Origin of the sequence: Absiella sp. AM29-15 (assembly GCF_003434225.1) — a bacterium.
Classification (GTDB): domain Bacteria; phylum Bacillota_I; class Bacilli_A; order Erysipelotrichales; family Erysipelotrichaceae; genus Hoskinsella; species Hoskinsella hominis.
On sequence record NZ_QVFL01000008.1, the window covers coordinates 142386 to 160333 of the forward strand.

At 35.2% G+C, this 17948-nt stretch carries 17 protein-coding genes; 2 read left to right on the top strand and 15 right to left on the bottom strand.

The genetic code is table 11. The features are described from left to right. Window positions 1-73 precede the first annotated feature (73 nt). From DW761_RS10050 to DW761_RS10070, 5 genes are all read right to left on the bottom strand, one after another. Window positions 74-1411 carry a hemolysin family protein gene (locus DW761_RS10050; RefSeq protein ID WP_117454849.1) on the bottom strand — a complete coding sequence of 446 codons (1338 nt, stop codon included), beginning with the start codon at window positions 1409-1411 and terminating at the stop codon, window positions 74-76. A 65-nt stretch (window positions 1412-1476) separates the two neighbouring features. Next, window positions 1477-2292, bottom strand: a complete 816-nt coding sequence (locus DW761_RS10055) for a YwqG family protein (protein WP_117517949.1) — start codon at window positions 2290-2292, stop codon at window positions 1477-1479. A gap of 37 nt (window positions 2293-2329) precedes the next feature. Beyond that, window positions 2330-2992, bottom strand: a complete 663-nt coding sequence (gene deoC / locus DW761_RS10060) for a deoxyribose-phosphate aldolase (RefSeq protein WP_117517951.1) — start codon at window positions 2990-2992, stop codon at window positions 2330-2332. Between the two features lie 74 nt (window positions 2993-3066). Continuing rightward, window positions 3067-4122, bottom strand: a complete 1056-nt coding sequence (locus DW761_RS10065) for a hypothetical protein (RefSeq protein WP_233513078.1) — start codon at window positions 4120-4122, stop codon at window positions 3067-3069. 87 nt (window positions 4123-4209) lie between these two features. Beyond that, window positions 4210-4863 carry a manganese catalase family protein gene (locus DW761_RS10070; RefSeq protein ID WP_117517955.1) on the bottom strand — a complete coding sequence of 218 codons (654 nt, stop codon included), beginning with the start codon at window positions 4861-4863 and terminating at the stop codon, window positions 4210-4212. Between the two features lie 135 nt (window positions 4864-4998). Here DW761_RS10070 and DW761_RS10075 point away from each other — a divergent pair, with 135 nt between their 5' ends. Continuing rightward, complete coding sequence (locus DW761_RS10075; protein ID WP_117517957.1) at window positions 4999-5391, top strand: thioesterase family protein; 393 nt, start codon at window positions 4999-5001, stop codon at window positions 5389-5391. Between the two features lie 69 nt (window positions 5392-5460). Here the strand turns inward: DW761_RS10075 and DW761_RS10080 are convergent, their stop codons facing one another. Beyond that, complete coding sequence (locus tag DW761_RS10080) at window positions 5461-5712, bottom strand: helix-turn-helix domain-containing protein (protein ID WP_117455650.1); 252 nt, start codon at window positions 5710-5712, stop codon at window positions 5461-5463. Window positions 5713-5955: 243 nt separating this feature from the next. Here DW761_RS10080 and DW761_RS10085 point away from each other — a divergent pair, with 243 nt between their 5' ends. After that, entirely contained in the window at window positions 5956-6240 is a 285-nt protein-coding gene (locus DW761_RS10085) for a hypothetical protein (RefSeq protein ID WP_117517959.1), read from the top strand. 40 nt (window positions 6241-6280) lie between these two features. Here DW761_RS10085 and DW761_RS10090 read toward each other — a convergent pair whose 3' ends face one another. The 9 genes from DW761_RS10090 to DW761_RS10130 form a co-directional block, all read right to left on the bottom strand. Next, window positions 6281-8386: a transglutaminase-like domain-containing protein gene (locus DW761_RS10090; RefSeq protein WP_117517961.1), complete on the bottom strand. Its 2106-nt coding sequence runs from the start codon at window positions 8384-8386 to the stop codon at window positions 6281-6283. Then, complete coding sequence (locus tag DW761_RS10095; protein ID WP_117517963.1) at window positions 8379-9407, bottom strand: DUF58 domain-containing protein; 1029 nt, start codon at window positions 9405-9407, stop codon at window positions 8379-8381. Before DW761_RS10095 ends, DW761_RS10090 begins: the two co-directional genes overlap by 8 nt. Then, window positions 9379-10296 (bottom strand): AAA family ATPase, encoded by a 918-nt coding sequence (locus DW761_RS10100; protein WP_117455658.1) that lies wholly within the window; start codon window positions 10294-10296, stop codon window positions 9379-9381. Before DW761_RS10100 ends, DW761_RS10095 begins: the two co-directional genes overlap by 29 nt. Window positions 10297-10314: 18 nt before the next feature. Continuing rightward, on the bottom strand, window positions 10315-11979 hold the full coding sequence (locus DW761_RS10105; protein ID WP_117517965.1) for an alpha-glucosidase: 1665 nt from the start codon (window positions 11977-11979) through the stop codon (window positions 10315-10317). Between the two features lie 154 nt (window positions 11980-12133). Then, window positions 12134-13015, bottom strand: a complete 882-nt coding sequence (locus DW761_RS10110; protein WP_117517967.1) for an ROK family protein — start codon at window positions 13013-13015, stop codon at window positions 12134-12136. Between the two features lie 28 nt (window positions 13016-13043). Next, on the bottom strand, window positions 13044-14441 hold the full coding sequence (locus DW761_RS10115; protein ID WP_117517969.1) for a 6-phospho-beta-glucosidase: 1398 nt from the start codon (window positions 14439-14441) through the stop codon (window positions 13044-13046). After that, a complete protein-coding gene (locus DW761_RS10120) occupies window positions 14435-15412 on the bottom strand; it encodes an alpha/beta hydrolase (protein ID WP_233513079.1) in 978 nt (325 codons plus the stop codon). The genes DW761_RS10115 and DW761_RS10120 overlap by 7 nt, the downstream gene beginning before the upstream one ends. After that, a complete protein-coding gene (locus tag DW761_RS10125) occupies window positions 15409-16554 on the bottom strand; it encodes a GDSL-type esterase/lipase family protein (RefSeq protein ID WP_117517972.1) in 1146 nt (381 codons plus the stop codon). The genes DW761_RS10120 and DW761_RS10125 overlap by 4 nt, the downstream gene beginning before the upstream one ends. Next, on the bottom strand, window positions 16544-17860 hold the full coding sequence (locus DW761_RS10130; protein WP_117517974.1) for a PTS sugar transporter subunit IIC: 1317 nt from the start codon (window positions 17858-17860) through the stop codon (window positions 16544-16546). Before DW761_RS10130 ends, DW761_RS10125 begins: the two co-directional genes overlap by 11 nt. Between the last annotated feature and the right edge of the window lie 88 nt (window positions 17861-17948).

Consider the following 17948-nt stretch of genomic DNA (forward strand, 5'->3'; position numbering starts at 1 on the left):
TTTAAGGATATCACATAATTTAAAATTTGCAAGTTACTTTTTCTTCACAAAAAAAGAATAACCCTTAAAAGAGTTATTCTTCCGTTTTTTCTTCTGGTTGAATGATTAATCGTATTTTCTCAATATGTTTATCTTCTACTTCTAATATATCAAAATGAAGATTCTTATAATCCACGCTTGTTTTTGAACCATCTTCCAGAATTTTTCCTAATAAATCCAACAGGAAGCCTGAAATGGTATCATGATCTTCACTTTCCAAATCTAAAGATAATTCTTCATTTAAATCATCTACATTCATGAAGCCGTCAATCAGATACGTATGTTCATCCAGTTTCTTTAACTGGGGTTCTTCGATTTCATCATATTCATCCTCGATATCACCCATGATTTCTTCAACTAGATCTTCAATTGTGGCAATACCAGAAAAGCCACCATATTCATCCACCAGAATTGCTAAATGCTGGCGTTTCTTCTGCATTTCTTTAAACAGTTCATCTATATTTTTCGTTTCTAATACAAAATATGGTTTTCTTAAAATCTTTCGGATATCCACTTTTGTATAATCATAATGATATTTATGTGCTTCTATTAGGAAATCTTTAATATGTAGAATACCAATAATATCATCTACCGTATCTTCATAAACAGGAATACGTGTATAATGCATTTCCATTAAATCATCTAAATAAGAATCTAATGGGTCATTGATATCAATACAAAAAACCTCTGTTCTCGGTGTCATGACATCTTCTGCCTGAATATCATCAAATTCAAAGATACTGTTGATCATCTCTGTTTCTGTTTCATTAAACACACCATTTTCCTGTCCACTTTCTACCATGGAACGAATTTCTTCACGTGATAAAGATTCTTCTACATTTTCATCATGCATACCAAATAAGCGCAAGACAAACTTTGTGGACCATGACAATATTTTAATAAATGGTGATGCGATTTTTGATACCACAACAATTGGCTTCGCACACATCATTGAGAATTTCTCTGCATTTTGAAGGGCGATACGCTTTGGTACCAATTCACCAAAAATCAAAGTCACAAAGGATAATAAAATAGTAATCACAACGATTGCGATTGTTTCTCCATATGGCACTTGCCATTGCTTTAAAACCGTCGCAAAGCGAAGGGAAATTCCTGTCGCAGCACTGGCAGAGTTAAAGAAACCTGCTAATGTGATTGCCACCTGAATAGTAGACAAAAAGGCAGTTGGTTCTTGTAGAAGTTTTTCTACCAGCTCCGCTTTCTTATTGCCTTCCTCCACCAAACGGTGAATCTTTGTTTTACTAACGGATACGATTGCCATTTCACTTGCGGCAAAGTATGCGTTAATCATCGTCAATATAACGATAAGTAATAATTGTACCATGATCGATGAACCTTGGGGGTCATCCATAAATCATCTCTCCTTTTTTCATTTTGAATGAATTTTATCAGATTTCAATATAAAAGTAAAGTACCTTAACAACAGTCCCACTGATACATCACTTCTGAAAAATCACATTTCCTTAAAGCTTCCCATGTCATAAAGAATTTTGCTACTCCACAATCTCCCCACATGATGTCTTCTATACTATCTAATTGAAATAACAAAACATCATATTCCGGCATACCTGCACGATGATCATATTGTGTAAAATAAGGATATCCACCCATCTGACAATTGCAGGTTTCTAACATATCATACAGCTGGTCCAAAGTGTCATCATCTAAATCATAATATCTTGTGACATCTTCAGGCAAGATATCTTTACAGCTTTCTTTTAAAACATCATTAAAACGATAATCACTCAAACTAATCACCTGTTCATCCAGATAAGGCGTTAGTGCATAGGTATTAGAAGGTGAAAAAGGCAGTGATATATCTGAATCATCGCAATTGGTGTGATGTACATCTTTCAGGATATCCGGATGTTCCACATTTTCATAATATCGTATACACCATGTCGTTTGATCAAATGGATCATCACAATTCATACCTGCCATATCATTATCCCCAGCAATAAATATTTGAAGAATACCTTTCTGCGGAAAGTCCTGTATATGCGGTATTTTAGAAAAATCTAATTGTGCCAATAGATACAATTCTTTTCCTGTTTCTATATTCACTGGTGGCTTCTCACCTTCTGGAAGATAATATGCACCACCAATCTTCATATCAAATGGACTTATCTCATTTTTCTTTTCAACTTCAAAGCGTATGATAGGGCGTACACTTGCCTGTTTTAAATGCTCATAAATCTGTTTTGCATCAAATGCTTCTTCTCTTTTTTCCATATTTGTTTCCTCTAATTGAAAAAGGTCATTTCTGACCTTAGTATCCGCCTTCACTTGTTTTTCTTTGCATTAGTGTTACTCCAGCACTCGTGCCAATACGATCGGCTCCTGCTTCAATCATTTTTTCCATATCTTCAAATGTACGCACACCACCAGCTGCTTTGACTTTGCATGCATCTTTTACTGTATCTTTCATTAATCGTACATCTTCTACAGTCGCACCACTTGTAGAAAAACCAGTGGAGGTTTTCACAAATGCTGCGCCAGCTTCTACACAAAGCTTACATGCCTTTACGATTTCTTCTTTGCTTAACAAACAGTTCTCTAAGATCACCTTTACTGTATGTCCCTGCGCCGCTTCTACAACCGCTTTTATATCTTCAAGTACAACATCATAGTGTCCAGCTTTCATCTCGCCAATATTTAATACCATATCGACTTCATTGGCACCATGATTGATGGCATCTCTTGTTTCAAATGCTTTCGCATCGCTGCTCATTGCACCTAATGGAAAACCAATGACAGTGCATACCATAACATCACTTCCTGCCAATAATTCCTTACAGGCTGATACCCAATATCCATTCACACAAACACTTGCGAAATCATACTCTTTTGCTTCTTCACAAAGCACTTTTATTTTGTCATACGTCGCATCTGCCTTCAACAATGTATGATCAATATATTTATTCATTTTCATTATAAAAATCCTCCTGTTTACTACTATCAGTATAGCATTATCTTACACAATCATCCATAATGAAATCGTTTTTCTTATTCATATGGTTCCTTTGTTTTAAAGCGCCCAGACCAATAGGCATGAATGAAGGGATCTTTTAATAAACGCATGGTTAAGCGATAGAAACAAAGATATCGTGCAGCTTCCATAATCAATAATAAAGCAATACATAACATAGAATATTTTTGTGATATACATGTCTGAATAATTTCTGGCAGCATTGCCACCTGACGTACCAACTCACACAGCCATGCGATAAATAGTAAAGGCTTTGTGATACGATGATAGAAAAACATGGTTACCATAGGAAACATCCAGATCAAAATAGAATACAAGGTAGACAGCATCAACATACGCTGAATATATGGAATACCAGCATCATGACGATTATTTAAATGCATCAGATATAGAAACAAATAACAAAACAGAAATCCACCAAAGCATAACATCACAAGCAGGAATGCATTGATACGTATACGCTTTTTCGCTCTTATGATCAAAGGGCTTCTCTGTGGCAGTCGTAATATCAACGGGATCGCTTCATCATTTTGAAATGGTATTCCCTGCATAGGATTTTCATCCTCATCATCATTAGGTAGTTGTTCATCTTCATCCAAGGCATCTTCATAGATGATATATCTGCTCCAGATACAGCGCATTGTAGGGTCTGTGCGCATTTTTAACATACAGCTGCACGTTAAAATGGTTTTCAACACAAGCAATATAGCAAATAAGTATCGCAATATATTATCTGTTTTATCAACGATTGGATATTCTAATACCTGTAACATATCGACCAGTGTATATAAAGAAATGATAGTAAATGCCGCAAACAGTGTCCTTCCAACCTTACGAAAGCGCCAAAGCATGCGAATGATAATACCCCATATGAGAAGCATACTGATTGTTTTCACCATAAATATCAGCATTGCGTCCTTTTCTTTTGGCACAAATAACATTTTTACCATAAAATAATTGATTACACTATAACATAATAAGAACATATAAAAGAGAATCAGCAGCACTTTTAAATTCTGCCGACCTTTTCTTTGCATATATCGATAATTTTCTTTTGTGACTTTCTTTCTCATGACTCTATTATACATGAATTACTTTCTGATATATATAATATTTCCCAGGTAATAATACAAAAAAAATAAACAGTCACCATGGACCATTTATTTTTTATCAGGGGATAAGAAATAAGGATTGGGTTTATCGAAATAATTTCCGGTATCTAAATCCCATGATTCATGGGTATCGCCTTCACCAAACTCTTTCAATTCTGTATGGGTTGTTAAGATATTTAACGTATTTTTTAAAATATCAATTGATTTCATCGTACTATCAATCAAATGAGCGAATACTTTTTTTGCGCCTTCATCATTTAGTTTTTTATCTAATTCTTCATACAGCTCTTTTCGCATATTTTCAAATTCTAAATCACGCATCATCGCTGCTGTTAAATCATTATTCACATGATGCTCAACTTCATGCTCCTTCATGATTTCTGCTTTTCGCTCATCACTCATAATATATTCAAAAACTGGTGTATCATCATTAGATTCATCATAATAGCGATCATCTTCTCCATGTTCTAAATGAATGAGTTTAGCAAGTATTTCCATATCTGTAATCTGTTTCGCCGCAAGTCGCATCAATATCTTAGAAAACGTTTCATTATGAATCATAAATGCCTGTCGTACATATACCATAGCTTGCGTCAATCCCGCATGAGTACCATGTAAGGTTGAATCTAACAGAAAATAACTTTGTGGATCAGGTCGATCAATTCTCACATCAATCGGCAGCTTTTCATTATATAAAAACATATCTATTACCTCCATTCTCTTATAGTATGCACATGCTGGGTTGTTCTATATCTTATTTTCTAAAATTTCTTTTTCTCACCATATACATCGAAACTTTTCCTATGATATAATGAAACAGACTTATGGAGGTAGTTTATGAAAGAGATAAAAATCGGGAGTGTTCTTACAAAGGAAATAACTGTCACAGATGATTTATTAGCATGCCATGTTGGCAGTGGCATTGTGAACGTTTATGCCACACCTATGATGATAGCATTAATGGAAAATACCGCTTGTGAATGTTTAAATCCATTTTTAGATGAAGGTGAAACAAGTGTGGGTGTGATGATGAATACGACACATGATGCCGCAACACCTGCAGGTATGAAGGTCAGTGTTACTGCAGAAATAACTGCAGTAGATCGTAAAAAAGTAAGTTTTTCAATTATCGCAAAGGATGAGAAAGATATAATTGGTAAAGCAAGTCACGATCGTTTTGTGGTTGTAAAAGAAAAATTTGAAGCAAAAGCACAATCAAAACTACAATAAGAAAATGAGTCTGTCCATAATTTTGGGCAGGCTCTTATTTTAAGATGAATCAATGTCTTATGATGAAAATCATTCAGAAAGATATCGATCATGGTCCATTGGTTCATGTTTATATACACGTTTATTTTTTGTTCTGCCAAGTAGATAATCTGTGGATACTTGAAAATAATCAGCGATTTTAATCAAAATCTCTAATGGCATTGTATGATCTCCATTTTCATAATATCGTAATACTCTTTCTGAAATATCCAACTCTCGTGCAAGTTTAGCACAACTCATATCTCTATCTTGGCGTAATTCTCTTAACCTATCTAACCTCACACGCTCACCACCTATAAAACCATTATAAAAGAGGCCTTCTTTTCAGACTGTAAAACGGAATAAAATATTCCGATTTTTATTGTATTTTGAAGTGCATTGCTCTATAATAGTATTAGATTTTTTCAACTATTTATGAAACAAAATAAAAAGATTTAATATCCTGCTTCATATCTATTTAAAATTCCATCATAAAACACTTATTTTTAAGATTAAGCTTGTCCAATACAGAAGAGAGATGAGATTATGAAGCTGAAGTCATCGTTGCTAAACAAAGATAAGATTAATGATGTTGTTTTGTTTTTATTTGACGCAAAGATTGTGAGCATAGAATGTATGGATAAGCATTATCAATTAAGCGTCATCATGAAGATTGATGATGAATGGCTTGCGACGTTTTATCTGATAATTGATAAAGAATGTAATATTACATATGCTCAATTGCATCCTGTAAATATTAGAATTGAGAATAAATTAAGGAAATGCATTGATATGTTGAAAAAGTATTTAAAAGAAGAAATCGTTTATTAAAAGAGTATCCCAACTCAATTGGGATACTCTTTGTATTTTTTTACTTTATACCAAGAATAAAAATCAAATAAAGTTTTTGATAAAACTTCAAAGATTTATAGATTCTGTATACACCATTCATCATCTCAGAATACACAACCTGATATTCTTTTTGTGTTAAATCATGTTGAGAATATCTAGCTTTATCAATGATATCTTTACTTCTGGATGAGATATGCATACCATATGGTATCCATTTTTGATAATATGTATCACAGGCTTTTACTGCTGCTTTATAATTACGCTGTGTCATCGCCTTCATCCATCTGTGATAGCGTATTTTATGAATCAATAAGATCAGGATTGCCAAAACAATTGTACTAAAGCCAAACAAGATCACATTCCAGTTCATATGAATTGCTTTTGTTTTTTCCATATCAGTTTTTTCTTTTACAGGCTCTTCCTGCTTCGTCTGTTCTTTGGGTGTTTCTTGTTTTTGTGTATTCTGTGGCTTATTTTGTTCATTGCCCTCTGTTTTTTGTGTTGTGGTAGAAGTCTGGCTACTAGCAGGTGTTACTTCAACAGGTATCCAGCCTTTGTTTATGTCAAAAATTTCTACCCATGCATGTGCTTCACGATCTGTGATGGCTGCTTCGTTTTCTTCATCAAACTTTGTTTTATCCACATGGAATCCTTCCACATAACGTGCTGGTATTCCCATATAGCGAAGCATCAAAGTCGCAGAACTGGCATAATGTACGCAATATCCCTTTTTATTGGTTCCTAAAAAGTATGTCACAAAATCTTCATCCGTTGGTGTTGCCCCAGGCTTTAATGTATAAGAGGTATTGTGTGATAAATAATCTTTTACATGCTCCACGATTTCATTTACATCATTACCTTCAAGATTAATATATATACTTTTTTTCTGAAAGAATCGTGTTACATTTGGTGGCACCTGTAAATATTCAGCATTCACAAATGCCACATAATCCATTGGAATATCAATATATGAAGATGCTTCATATGAATTCCAGACATCATATATATAACTATCTTTTTTACCAATTCCATAAGCATCATACTGGTTAGAAAAGCCAGCTGGTAATACTGCTGTATTGTATGGTATTGGGGCATAATCATTAGCTTCACGTTTATCTTCAATCTTCAATGTATATATTTCATTGCTGTGCATAGATGGGTTAAGTTGATGAATTCTTGTATACCATGTAAAGACATCCAGCCAATTTAAATTACGTTCGTGATAACTGCTTTCCTCTAACAGCTTCCATGTATTATCTTCATAAACAGAACCACTAAAGGTCTTGATATAATAATCATCCGGCTGTTCACTGTACAGATTCATTTGCAAGGTATCAAAATAGTAACGATCTTTGGCGTTATTCAAATTAACTTCCCCTGTTTTATCACTAAATGCTTTTTGAATCTTCTGGCGATATTTGGTTTCTAAATCCAGTCTTGCCTGTTCAATTGCAGCATTTTTCACGAATTTTGATTGTGGATATACCAATTGAAAACTAAATACAAATAACAGTAATACAATCATCAATCGCACGATAAATGTTTGATTCAGCTGTATCTGTACACCTTTTTTCTGCATCGTATGATGAAAGAAAAGCAGAATCCAATAGATAAAGATCAGAGCATCAATAATAAAATTCTGGGGTATATGATACATAATCGTAGGTATGAATAATACAAAACTTAATAAAAAATTCAATAAATATCCTTTGTGTTCAAAGATGGTGATACATGCTGCAAGAATATAAATGGTAAACACAGATAATATACACCACTGTGTACTCATTTGATAATTGGTATATCTATCTAAATTATATTTCTGAAAATAATAGTTATCATAAGTAGAATAAACCTCTGTCATCTGGTTATATAAATTTTGAAAACCAATGACCAGCGAATCACGGGTAATTACCAGAAACACAATAAACAATATCAAAAAGGCATAAAATGCTTTCTTATTGCCACTTTTGATGATCCACGACAATAATAGAAATACAACCATCACGCCAACAAATAGAAATATAATATCTATCGTAAGTGGAAAAGCAAAGGCATAACATAATAAAATAGAAATAATGCCAAACAGAATCAGCAGCATATCATAAGGTACGTTTTTCTTATTCATAAGCAACCCCCTTATCTTCTATTTTCTGACAATCCACACCATGAATCTGATAAACAACATCTTCCTGCGTATGCCAGTTTCCTTTTTCCTGAGATCTAGGATAAGAAAGAATTTCCTTCATCACCTGTTGCAGCATCAAGGGGGTCATGATTTCCTGAATCGTGGCATGTTGTTTTGCCATATATCCACATTTGATGATTACCCCCTGCTTAAGCATTGTTTTTGCGATAGAATAAAAGGTCTGCAATGTCTGTTCAACAGTATCAATATCGCCTTGTAAATCCAAAATCATCAACATATGCGCCTGTTGTAAAGACGCAAACTGACGTACCATTGGTTTATCCAGTTTATAACTCATTTTATGATGTAGATATTTTAAAGAATCACCTTCCTGATAATCCCGTATTTCATAACTGTCATTTGACATGAGTCCAGTTTTTTTCCATGTTTCTGTTTCTTTTTCAAGACCATCACTTATCGTTTTCATCAGTGAAGTATCTTCTTTATAAACGGGTAATACATATAGCTTACGGTTTCCCTCACACTTACATTTCTTCTTCCATAAACCCAAAATGTCAAATAATGTAACCTGCGTAATGTTTGCACTATAACAACCGCAATATGGTAATGTAATTGCTTTTTTCACTTTTTGTTTTGATGTACATAACAAGCTGTTTGTATATACCTTTTTACTTTCATAGAATATGTTTTCAATTTGATAATCTACTTTCAATATACCAAAAGGTGTATTCTCTGATTGTATTTTCATAATAAATTCACTACGCATATTCTGTGTGATTTCCTGCTTTGTAAATGATAAATCCAAATAAAGACGAGATGAATTATACAACATTAAAAGAAGTGACAAGATTGGCAGACATGTTACAATCACAAACAGATATAAGGTTAAATAACTTTGATAGAAAAAGTAGAATACAAAAGCTGCCAGCCACAGAAACAGCCAACGGATTCTGGCAAATGCCAGTCCGTTTTTATTTCGATTTTTTGATTTTCGTTTCATGTAGAATTCCCATCAATACATCTTTGGTTTCTGAAGCACTCGTGCCCATGATCACACGATGTCCAATCACATCAAAGAAAATATCCTGTACATCCTTTGGCACAACATAATCCCGATCATGCAGGTAGGCATTGGCCTTTGATAACTGCATTAAGGAAATACTTGCACGGGGACTGGCACCTTGTAAAATGGAAGTATGATGTCTTGTCGCATCAATCAGCGCAACAATGTAATCTAATATATCTTCATGCACATAAACTTGTTCTACCTCTTTGCTCATTTGGATGATATCTTCACGACTTGCTGCCGCATGTACCTCCAGCATTGGATCTCTTTCACTTTTTCTTTTTAATATATCCTTTTCATCCGCAAGGCTGGGATATCCAATACTTAAACGTATCATAAAACGATCCAGCTGACTTTCTGGCAACAGCTGTGTTCCCGCAGAACCAAAAGGATTCTGTGTCGCAATGACACAAAAAGGATCTTTCGCCTTTTGCGTATATCCATCTACTGTGATATTGCCTTCTTCCATAACTTCTAATAAGGCGGCCTGTGTTTTAGAGCTGGTACGATTGATTTCATCCGCTAGAAAGATATTACAAAATACCGCTCCAGGATGTAAGCGCAGCTTTCCCGTTTCATGATCAATACTTGTAAATCCCACAACATCACTTGGTAAAACATCCACAGTAAACTGAATTCTTCTTGTTTCCAAAGACATTGCCTTACTGAATGCTACCGCAATGGTCGTCTTGCCAACACCTGGGATATCCTCCAGCAGAATATGCCCTTTGGATAAAATCACCATTAATATTTTCTCTAATACTTCATCTTTTCCCACAACTGCCTTTTTTACTTCCGTTAAAATCTGATTTGCCAGATTCATGCCTTCACACCTCGTTTTCTATTTGATGGATACAACCACACATCCATAAGGACGTAAATGCAACCCTTCATCAATCTTGTCATCATTGCTTAATAACACCTGAATATCTCCATTCAACTTCACACTTTGCGATGTATTTGAATAGTTACAAATAACCTCTACAACATGTCCTTCATAACTTCTTTGATAAGCTAGTATTTCATCCTGGTACTTCATTCCTTTAAAATCACCATATGTCAATATATCACTATATTCACTATTTTGACGTAGTCGAATCATCGCCTGATAGAACTTAAAAATGCTATGCACATCTTGTCTGTCTTTTTCCACATTAATCATATGATAGTTATCATTTAACGCAAGCCATGGTGCTGTATCACTAAATCCTGCATATGTTGTATCATTCCACTGCATTGGTGTTCTTGCATTATCTCTGCTTCGCATATTCACAAAATGAAGGGCTTCTTTTTCAGTAAAACCTTCTTCTAATGCTCTGTGATATTGATTGATACTGCTGCAATCATCAAATTCTTCTATACTGTGGCGACAAGCATTTTCCATACCGATTTCCTGTCCCTGATAGATAAATGGTACACCACGTAAGAAGAAATACATAGCCGCAAGCATTGTCTTACTAAAGTAATTTCGTTCTTCATCCACTGGTATTAACTTATTTACACTTCTTGGCTGATCATGGTTCTCTAAAAAGCTTGCGACCCATCCCAAAGCATTCACTTCCTGTTGGCTTAGAAATAACATATCCCGATATTCCTTTGGTGTCCATGCCTTGCGGATAAACCATTCTTCATGCTCTCCAATATCAAAATCACAATAATTAAAATCAAACATCATAGAGAAACAGCCATCTTTTTCATCAATAAATGGTGCTAATTGTCGATATGGTACACCACATGCCTCCGCAACGCTCATACATTCATGTTGATCAAAGGTATTCTTGCGTAGCTCCTGAAAGAAAACCTCAATACCTTCCTGATTACGACTATAATCAATACAGCTGCATAATCCATCTGCACCGTCCACTTTACCATCTGGATATGCCTGATTCTTCTTAATAAAATTAATCGCATCTACACGAAACCCAGCAATCCCTTTATCCAGCCACCAGTTGATCATATCATATATTGCCTGACGCATCTTTGGATTTTCCCAGTTTAAATCTGGTTGTTTTTTCTGAAATGCATGGAAATAATACATGTTATCTTCATTAGGCACCCTCTCCCATACACTGCCACCAAAGATACTACGCCAGTTTGTTGGCGCATGACCATCTTTTCCTTCTTTAAATATGTAGAAATCACGATATGGGCTGTCTGGATTCTTTAATGCCTCCTGAAACCATTGATGTTCATCACTGGTATGATTAACAACCAAATCCATAATGATTTTGATACCCATAGCCTTTGCTTTTTGAATCAGTTCATCTACATCCTCCATTGTCCCAAACTGAGGATGAATCGCATAATAATCAGATATATCATATCCATTATCATCCATAGGTGATGCATAAATTGGACATATCCAAAGCATTGTCACACCTAATTCCTTTAGATAATCCAGTTTTTGAATAATACCTTTCACATCGCCAATGCCATCATGATTACTATCATAAAAACTTTTTGGGTATATTTGATATACCACTTCTTTTTGCCACCATTGTTTCATATCTTGTTACCCCTTTTCTTTAGTTTTCTTCATTGTATCATGTTTTCTATATAATATACATTAGAAATATTGCTTTTTTAAAAGTTTGATTTCTAAAAGAAAAAGAATGATTCGCATCATCCTTTCCTATATTATTTTAGATTTGATTCACTATTTATGATTCATGATAGTTTATATATTGATAAACTGCGCCAATTAGATTAGCGTCTGCCTGATGGCACATTTGTTTTACCTGAATCTGAGGTAAAGCAAAGGGAATACGTTTTAATAATTCATCCACTGCATATTGAATAGATGGCACAAATTCTGGCTGTGCAGAGATACCACCACCGATATAGAACACATCAGGATCAAAACAACATTGGAAGTTAAACAACTGTAACGCAAGCATTTGATAATAAGCCATCATTTCTTCTTTCACAAGCTGATTTCCTTCACGTAATCGTGTAAAGGCTTCTTCACCTTCGATATGTTCTAATTGTAGTTTATCTGCGATTCTATCCATAAGATTAGGAATGCTGAAACGATTGCCCAGTGTCGCTTTTAAACCATGTGTTTTGATATCTCCCTGTAAGATACAGGACAGTTCCATTGCCATAAAATGACTGCCATTATAGATATTTCCATGCTGAATCAATGCTCCGCCTACACCGGTACCAAATACCAGTACAACTGCATTTTCATCAACTTTTCCACCTTTCCATAATTGTGCCAGTGCGGCACATTTCGCATCATTTTGAATAGATACAGGTATATGCATGCGTTCTTGCATATCTTTCACAAAATGACAGTTATCATGATAACGAAGTGATCCTCCTACCGATATATACCCTTGCTTCGCATCAATAAAGCCAGGTAAAGAGAAGGCTAATCCTTCTACCTTTCCAAGTTTATCCACAACCTGTTTGATACAAGTATAAAAATCTTCATGCGTTTGCGGTGTTTTTAGTTTATCTTTTTGCGTGAGATTTCCATGTTCATCACTGCAAGCATATTTGATGTATGTTCCACCTACATCAAAAACAGCAATTTTCATAATCCGATGTCCTTTCTATTAACTTTCATTATGATAAATCTTCTCCATTTGATGAGATGACTTTTTGATACCATGCAAACGAATCTTTCTTCATTCGTTGATTGGTGCCATTCCCAACATCATCTCGATCCACATAGATCATGCCATATCGTTTTTTCATTTCTCCGGTACCAGCGGAAACGATATCAATACAGCCCCATGCTGTATATCCCAATAAATCAATATGTTCATTTTCTACTACTTCTTTCATTGCCTGTATATGGGAACGCAAATATGCGATACGATAATCGTCATGAATCTTTCCATCATCACTGATTTCATCCGCATATCCAAGACCATTTTCCACAATAAACAATGGTTTTTCATAACGTTCATAAAGTGTACGCATGAGATATTTTAATCCATCCGGATCAATCTGCCAGCCCCATGCATTCGCTTTTAAATAAGGATTTTTCAATCCTTTCACAATGTTGCCATCACATATTTCCCCTTCCATATGATGTGCTACCACATTGGATGAATAATAAGAGAATCCAATATAATCTACACAGCCTTCCTTTAATATCTGTGTATCGTTTTCTTTCATTTGAATATCTATTCCATAGCTGTGGAAATAGGATGGATAAGCACCTCTTACCTGCACATCACAAAAGAATAATATACCATCTCGTAAGTATTGCTGGGCAGCTTCTACATCTAGAGGATGCGATGTTTTAGGATAGCCTACCGTTGTCATGACCATACATCCAACTTTATTATCTGAATCTATTTCATGTGCTGCTTTCACTGCCAGAGCACTTGCGATAAATTGATGATGTAAGGCCTGATAACTTACTTGTTTTTTATCCTCCTCTTTTGATATAATCACACCAGCAATGGCAGGAACGTGGATTGTGGAATTTATTTCATTAAAGGTCATCCAGTATCTTACTTTTCCACGATATCTTTGAAATAATGTTTTGGCGTATTTCACATAGAAATCAATCAATTTTCTATTTCTCCATCCACCATACGCTTTTACCAAATGTAATGGCATTTCATAATGTGATATTGTGATAATTGGCTCTATATGATAACGTTTTAATTCATCAAATATTCGATCATAAAATGCAAGTCCTTCTTCATTTGGTTCTTCTTCATCTCCATTTGGAAAGATACGGCTCCATGCAATCGATGTACGAAAACAACGAAAACCCATTTCCGCAAACATTGCGATATCTTCCTTATAATGATGATAGAAATCAATTGCCTCATGATTGGGATAGAAGGCATCACTTTCTAATACAGGAGTGAAACGGCGTGGATGATCTTTATCTCCTGCAGTAACGATATCCATGATGGACATTCCTTTTCCACCTTCCAGATATGCGCCTTCACACTGGTTGGCCGCAACAGCACCACCCCATAAAAAATCCTTTTTTAACATTTCTTTTTCCTTTCTATATCCTTCATAAATGCACAACTGTTTTCAAATACTTCCATCGCTTCTTTGGAATATTTGACATAATCAAATTGAAATTCATGTGGCATATCCTCATAGAAGTCAGATTTCACATACACCTGCATGTTAGAGAGTTTTTCTACCAGCTTTTTTCCCTGCCATAAAAAGGAATATTTTTTCCCATCGCATAAATAAGCCGGTGGAAAGGCTTCATTTACCTGATGATAAGGAGAGGCAAGATATTTTTCTTCATGTTTTGCCCAGCTCTTTTTCCCAAGATAAGACCAGCCAAGATAATGAAACATCTTCACAAAATCTTTTAGTTTTGGATTTGTTAAATCTTCCGCAAAATCGTATGGGCCACAATATAACAATAAACCTGTAATATCAAATGGTGATTGAAGCTTCACATGACTTTTTTCACATAAAGAAGAATTATATTTCATGCACGCATATTCTGCGACCAGGTTGGCGCCAGCCGAATCTCCGCCTAGATATAGATAAGATGGCATCGTGAGTCCTTCTTTGGATAATAATTGAGGCAGTTCTTTTAGAAAATCATCGATTTGAAGAATCTGATCAGGAAAATGATGCGCAGGTGCTAAGGCATAATTGATTGCGAAAAAGATGGTATTTTGTTTTGCCATCATTGGCCCAAAGTTTTTTGTGCCTTGATTATCTCCTGCGATAAAAGCACCGCCATGTACCCATACCATAACTCTAGTAGGTGGCGTTGTTGGATCATAGTATACATCATAAGTGGATGTTGGATAAGAAGATGGATAAGACAGACTTTTTTTCATCATTAAATGCTCTTCTATTTGTTTTTGATCACTTCTGCCTTTTTCTCTTGGCTCTTCTTTTTTATGACGCAACAATAAAACAAAAGGCCATGGTGTCATGATGATAAACCATAAAATCGCAAGTATAATGATTCCTACACATAGCCATATCATAAAAACCGCTCCAGTTGTTCATAGATTTTCTTTGCCATTTTCTTACCTCCAATTACATTGGGATGTAGATGATCTCCATCATGAACCTCATCCAGCAATACATGATGTTCATCACATAAGACATCATCAAATGCCACAAAGCCATCCGGCAATGTACTTTGTTTCATCCATGTGTTGATATCCTGACGCATTCTTTCTTTTTCTTCACTTCCACCATCTGATTTTAAGAAGGAGGTAATGCCTGCCGCCAAAAGAATACTTCCTGCATCTTTGATTTCTTTCCACATATATGTATAAGCCTGTTGCAATTCTAACAATGTTGGAAGTTCTGACATATCTGCGCAAAAGGTTCCCGGTTGATATAGATCATTTACGCCAATGGCACAGATCATAGCACGCATATGGCAATGGGTATCTAAGATTTCTTTCTTTAAGCGCTTGATCCCAGGCTTTCCAAAACACTGCTTGGTAATAGGAATCTGGTCAAAAACAACTGTTTCTTTTATTTCCTGCTTAGCAGTTGTGCCTTCTAAGATAGAAGCATGAGATGCATCTATTTTGATATGTTGTAAATCACGTAGTATCCGATTGCCACTGATTCCCTGATTAATTAAAATATAGCCTTTTTCTTTTAGCATCGGTGCAAGTACCTGTGTCCATTGATCCAGTTCTACAATAGAATCACCAAAGACACAGATACAGCCTTTTATCTCATCTGATACAATATCGATTCCATGGAATACATATACCAGTGTTCCATTTGTGGAAATGTTCTTATCTCTTGATACATCAATTCCTGATGTACAAGGCTGACTTGAGATGATATCATATTCTAATACCAAAACATCTGATGATGTGATATTAATATCTAATGGATTACTTAAAATTGTTTCATCACTTGCCAAATGATAAGCTGATGCATGTTGAAAATACAGGGGGATTGTTTTATTTCTCCATGTAATTTTCGCATGTTGTATTTCTATTGTCTGAATATCATAGAAATTGGAAAAGCGAAAGCGAATAGCGAAAGCGTGAGGCAGATGATGAATTTCTATTCGTTGATGGGATTCATCATTTTTTTGCACAAGACCGCATCCTCTTTGCGCATGACTCCAGCATGTAATCCATGAATCAGTTTTCATTGTCCTCACCTTCTTCTAATGCTTTTTGTGCTTGTTGTTCTAATTCATATTCACGACGATCTGCAACCTTTAAGAATGGATACCAAATCAAAATAGAAATGGCGAAACAGATAATCATAATAATCGTGAAGTTTACACCACCAAGCAAAGGCATCTTGATAAAAGTTGGGGTGGTCCATGGCATTAATGACATATATGGATTCATTGTTACTGGCAGGATTGTGGAAGCTAATCCCCATGTCACAAATCCTGCAATCAATTGTGGAAATACCTGTGGGATAAAGAAAATTGGATTCATAATGATTGGCATCCCAAACATAATAGGCTCCGTAATATTAAATAAGGATGGAATAAAGGATAACTTCGCAATTTGTTTATATTTTTGTGATTTTGATTTAAACATCATGCCAACTATAATACCCATAAAACCAGCAGATGACATACCAGCATAAACAACCGCCGGCATTAAATATGGAAGTGGTTCTCCATTTTGAAATGCAGTGATATTACCCGCTAACATGGTTAAAGATATAGCGCCTAAAGGTCCTTGTAAAACGGCATTGTGAATACCAAAGAACCATAACAATCCCATGAAAGAGATAATCAGAATAATCGTTAGAGGATTGGCAACCACAGAATTTAATGGTGCGTTGATCACCTGAATAAAGAAGTTGATGATATCCCCTGCGGAAGTATAGGAGAATGCTACTCGTACAATGAATGCCAAAACGAAGATAATCGTTACAACAAATACTGGAGATAATGATTGTGATACCATGGCAGGTACACTTGGTGGAAGTTTAAAAGACAGGTTTTTACTTGATAAGTAAGCATACAGCCTTGTGATGACAAGAGCAATGATCATACCGATAAATAGACCCTGACCACCCAGATAATCTAACTTTAATGCATTGACTATGGTTTCTTTTCCAGATGCATCCAATGTGGTAATGGTTTGTGGCATAATCATAATGAAGAACGCCAAGGAAATGAGTGCGGAATTTCGTTCATTGATATTAATGCGTTTCGCATATGCCATAGATAAGGAATAGATAACATACAGTGTTAAAACACCTGTTGCCCCATTGGTAATCGCAGATACATGCTGCATTAATCCAATTTCTGTCAGCCATCTTGTCCAAGCAGGAACTGGAAAGTTTCCAATAATCGTGATAAAAGCAATACCTAGTGTAATAGGAGAGCATCGAATAAATCCTTCCATCAATGCACCCAATATTTTGTTTTGTGTTAATTTTTCTGCAAGTGGCATTAATTTGTCATTTAACAGTTGTTCAAAACGTTTCATACTAACATCCTTTCTCTTTTTCAATTTTGTAACCTCGGCCAAAGGTTGTAACCGCTTTACTTTGTTACAATGCTATTATATAATGATT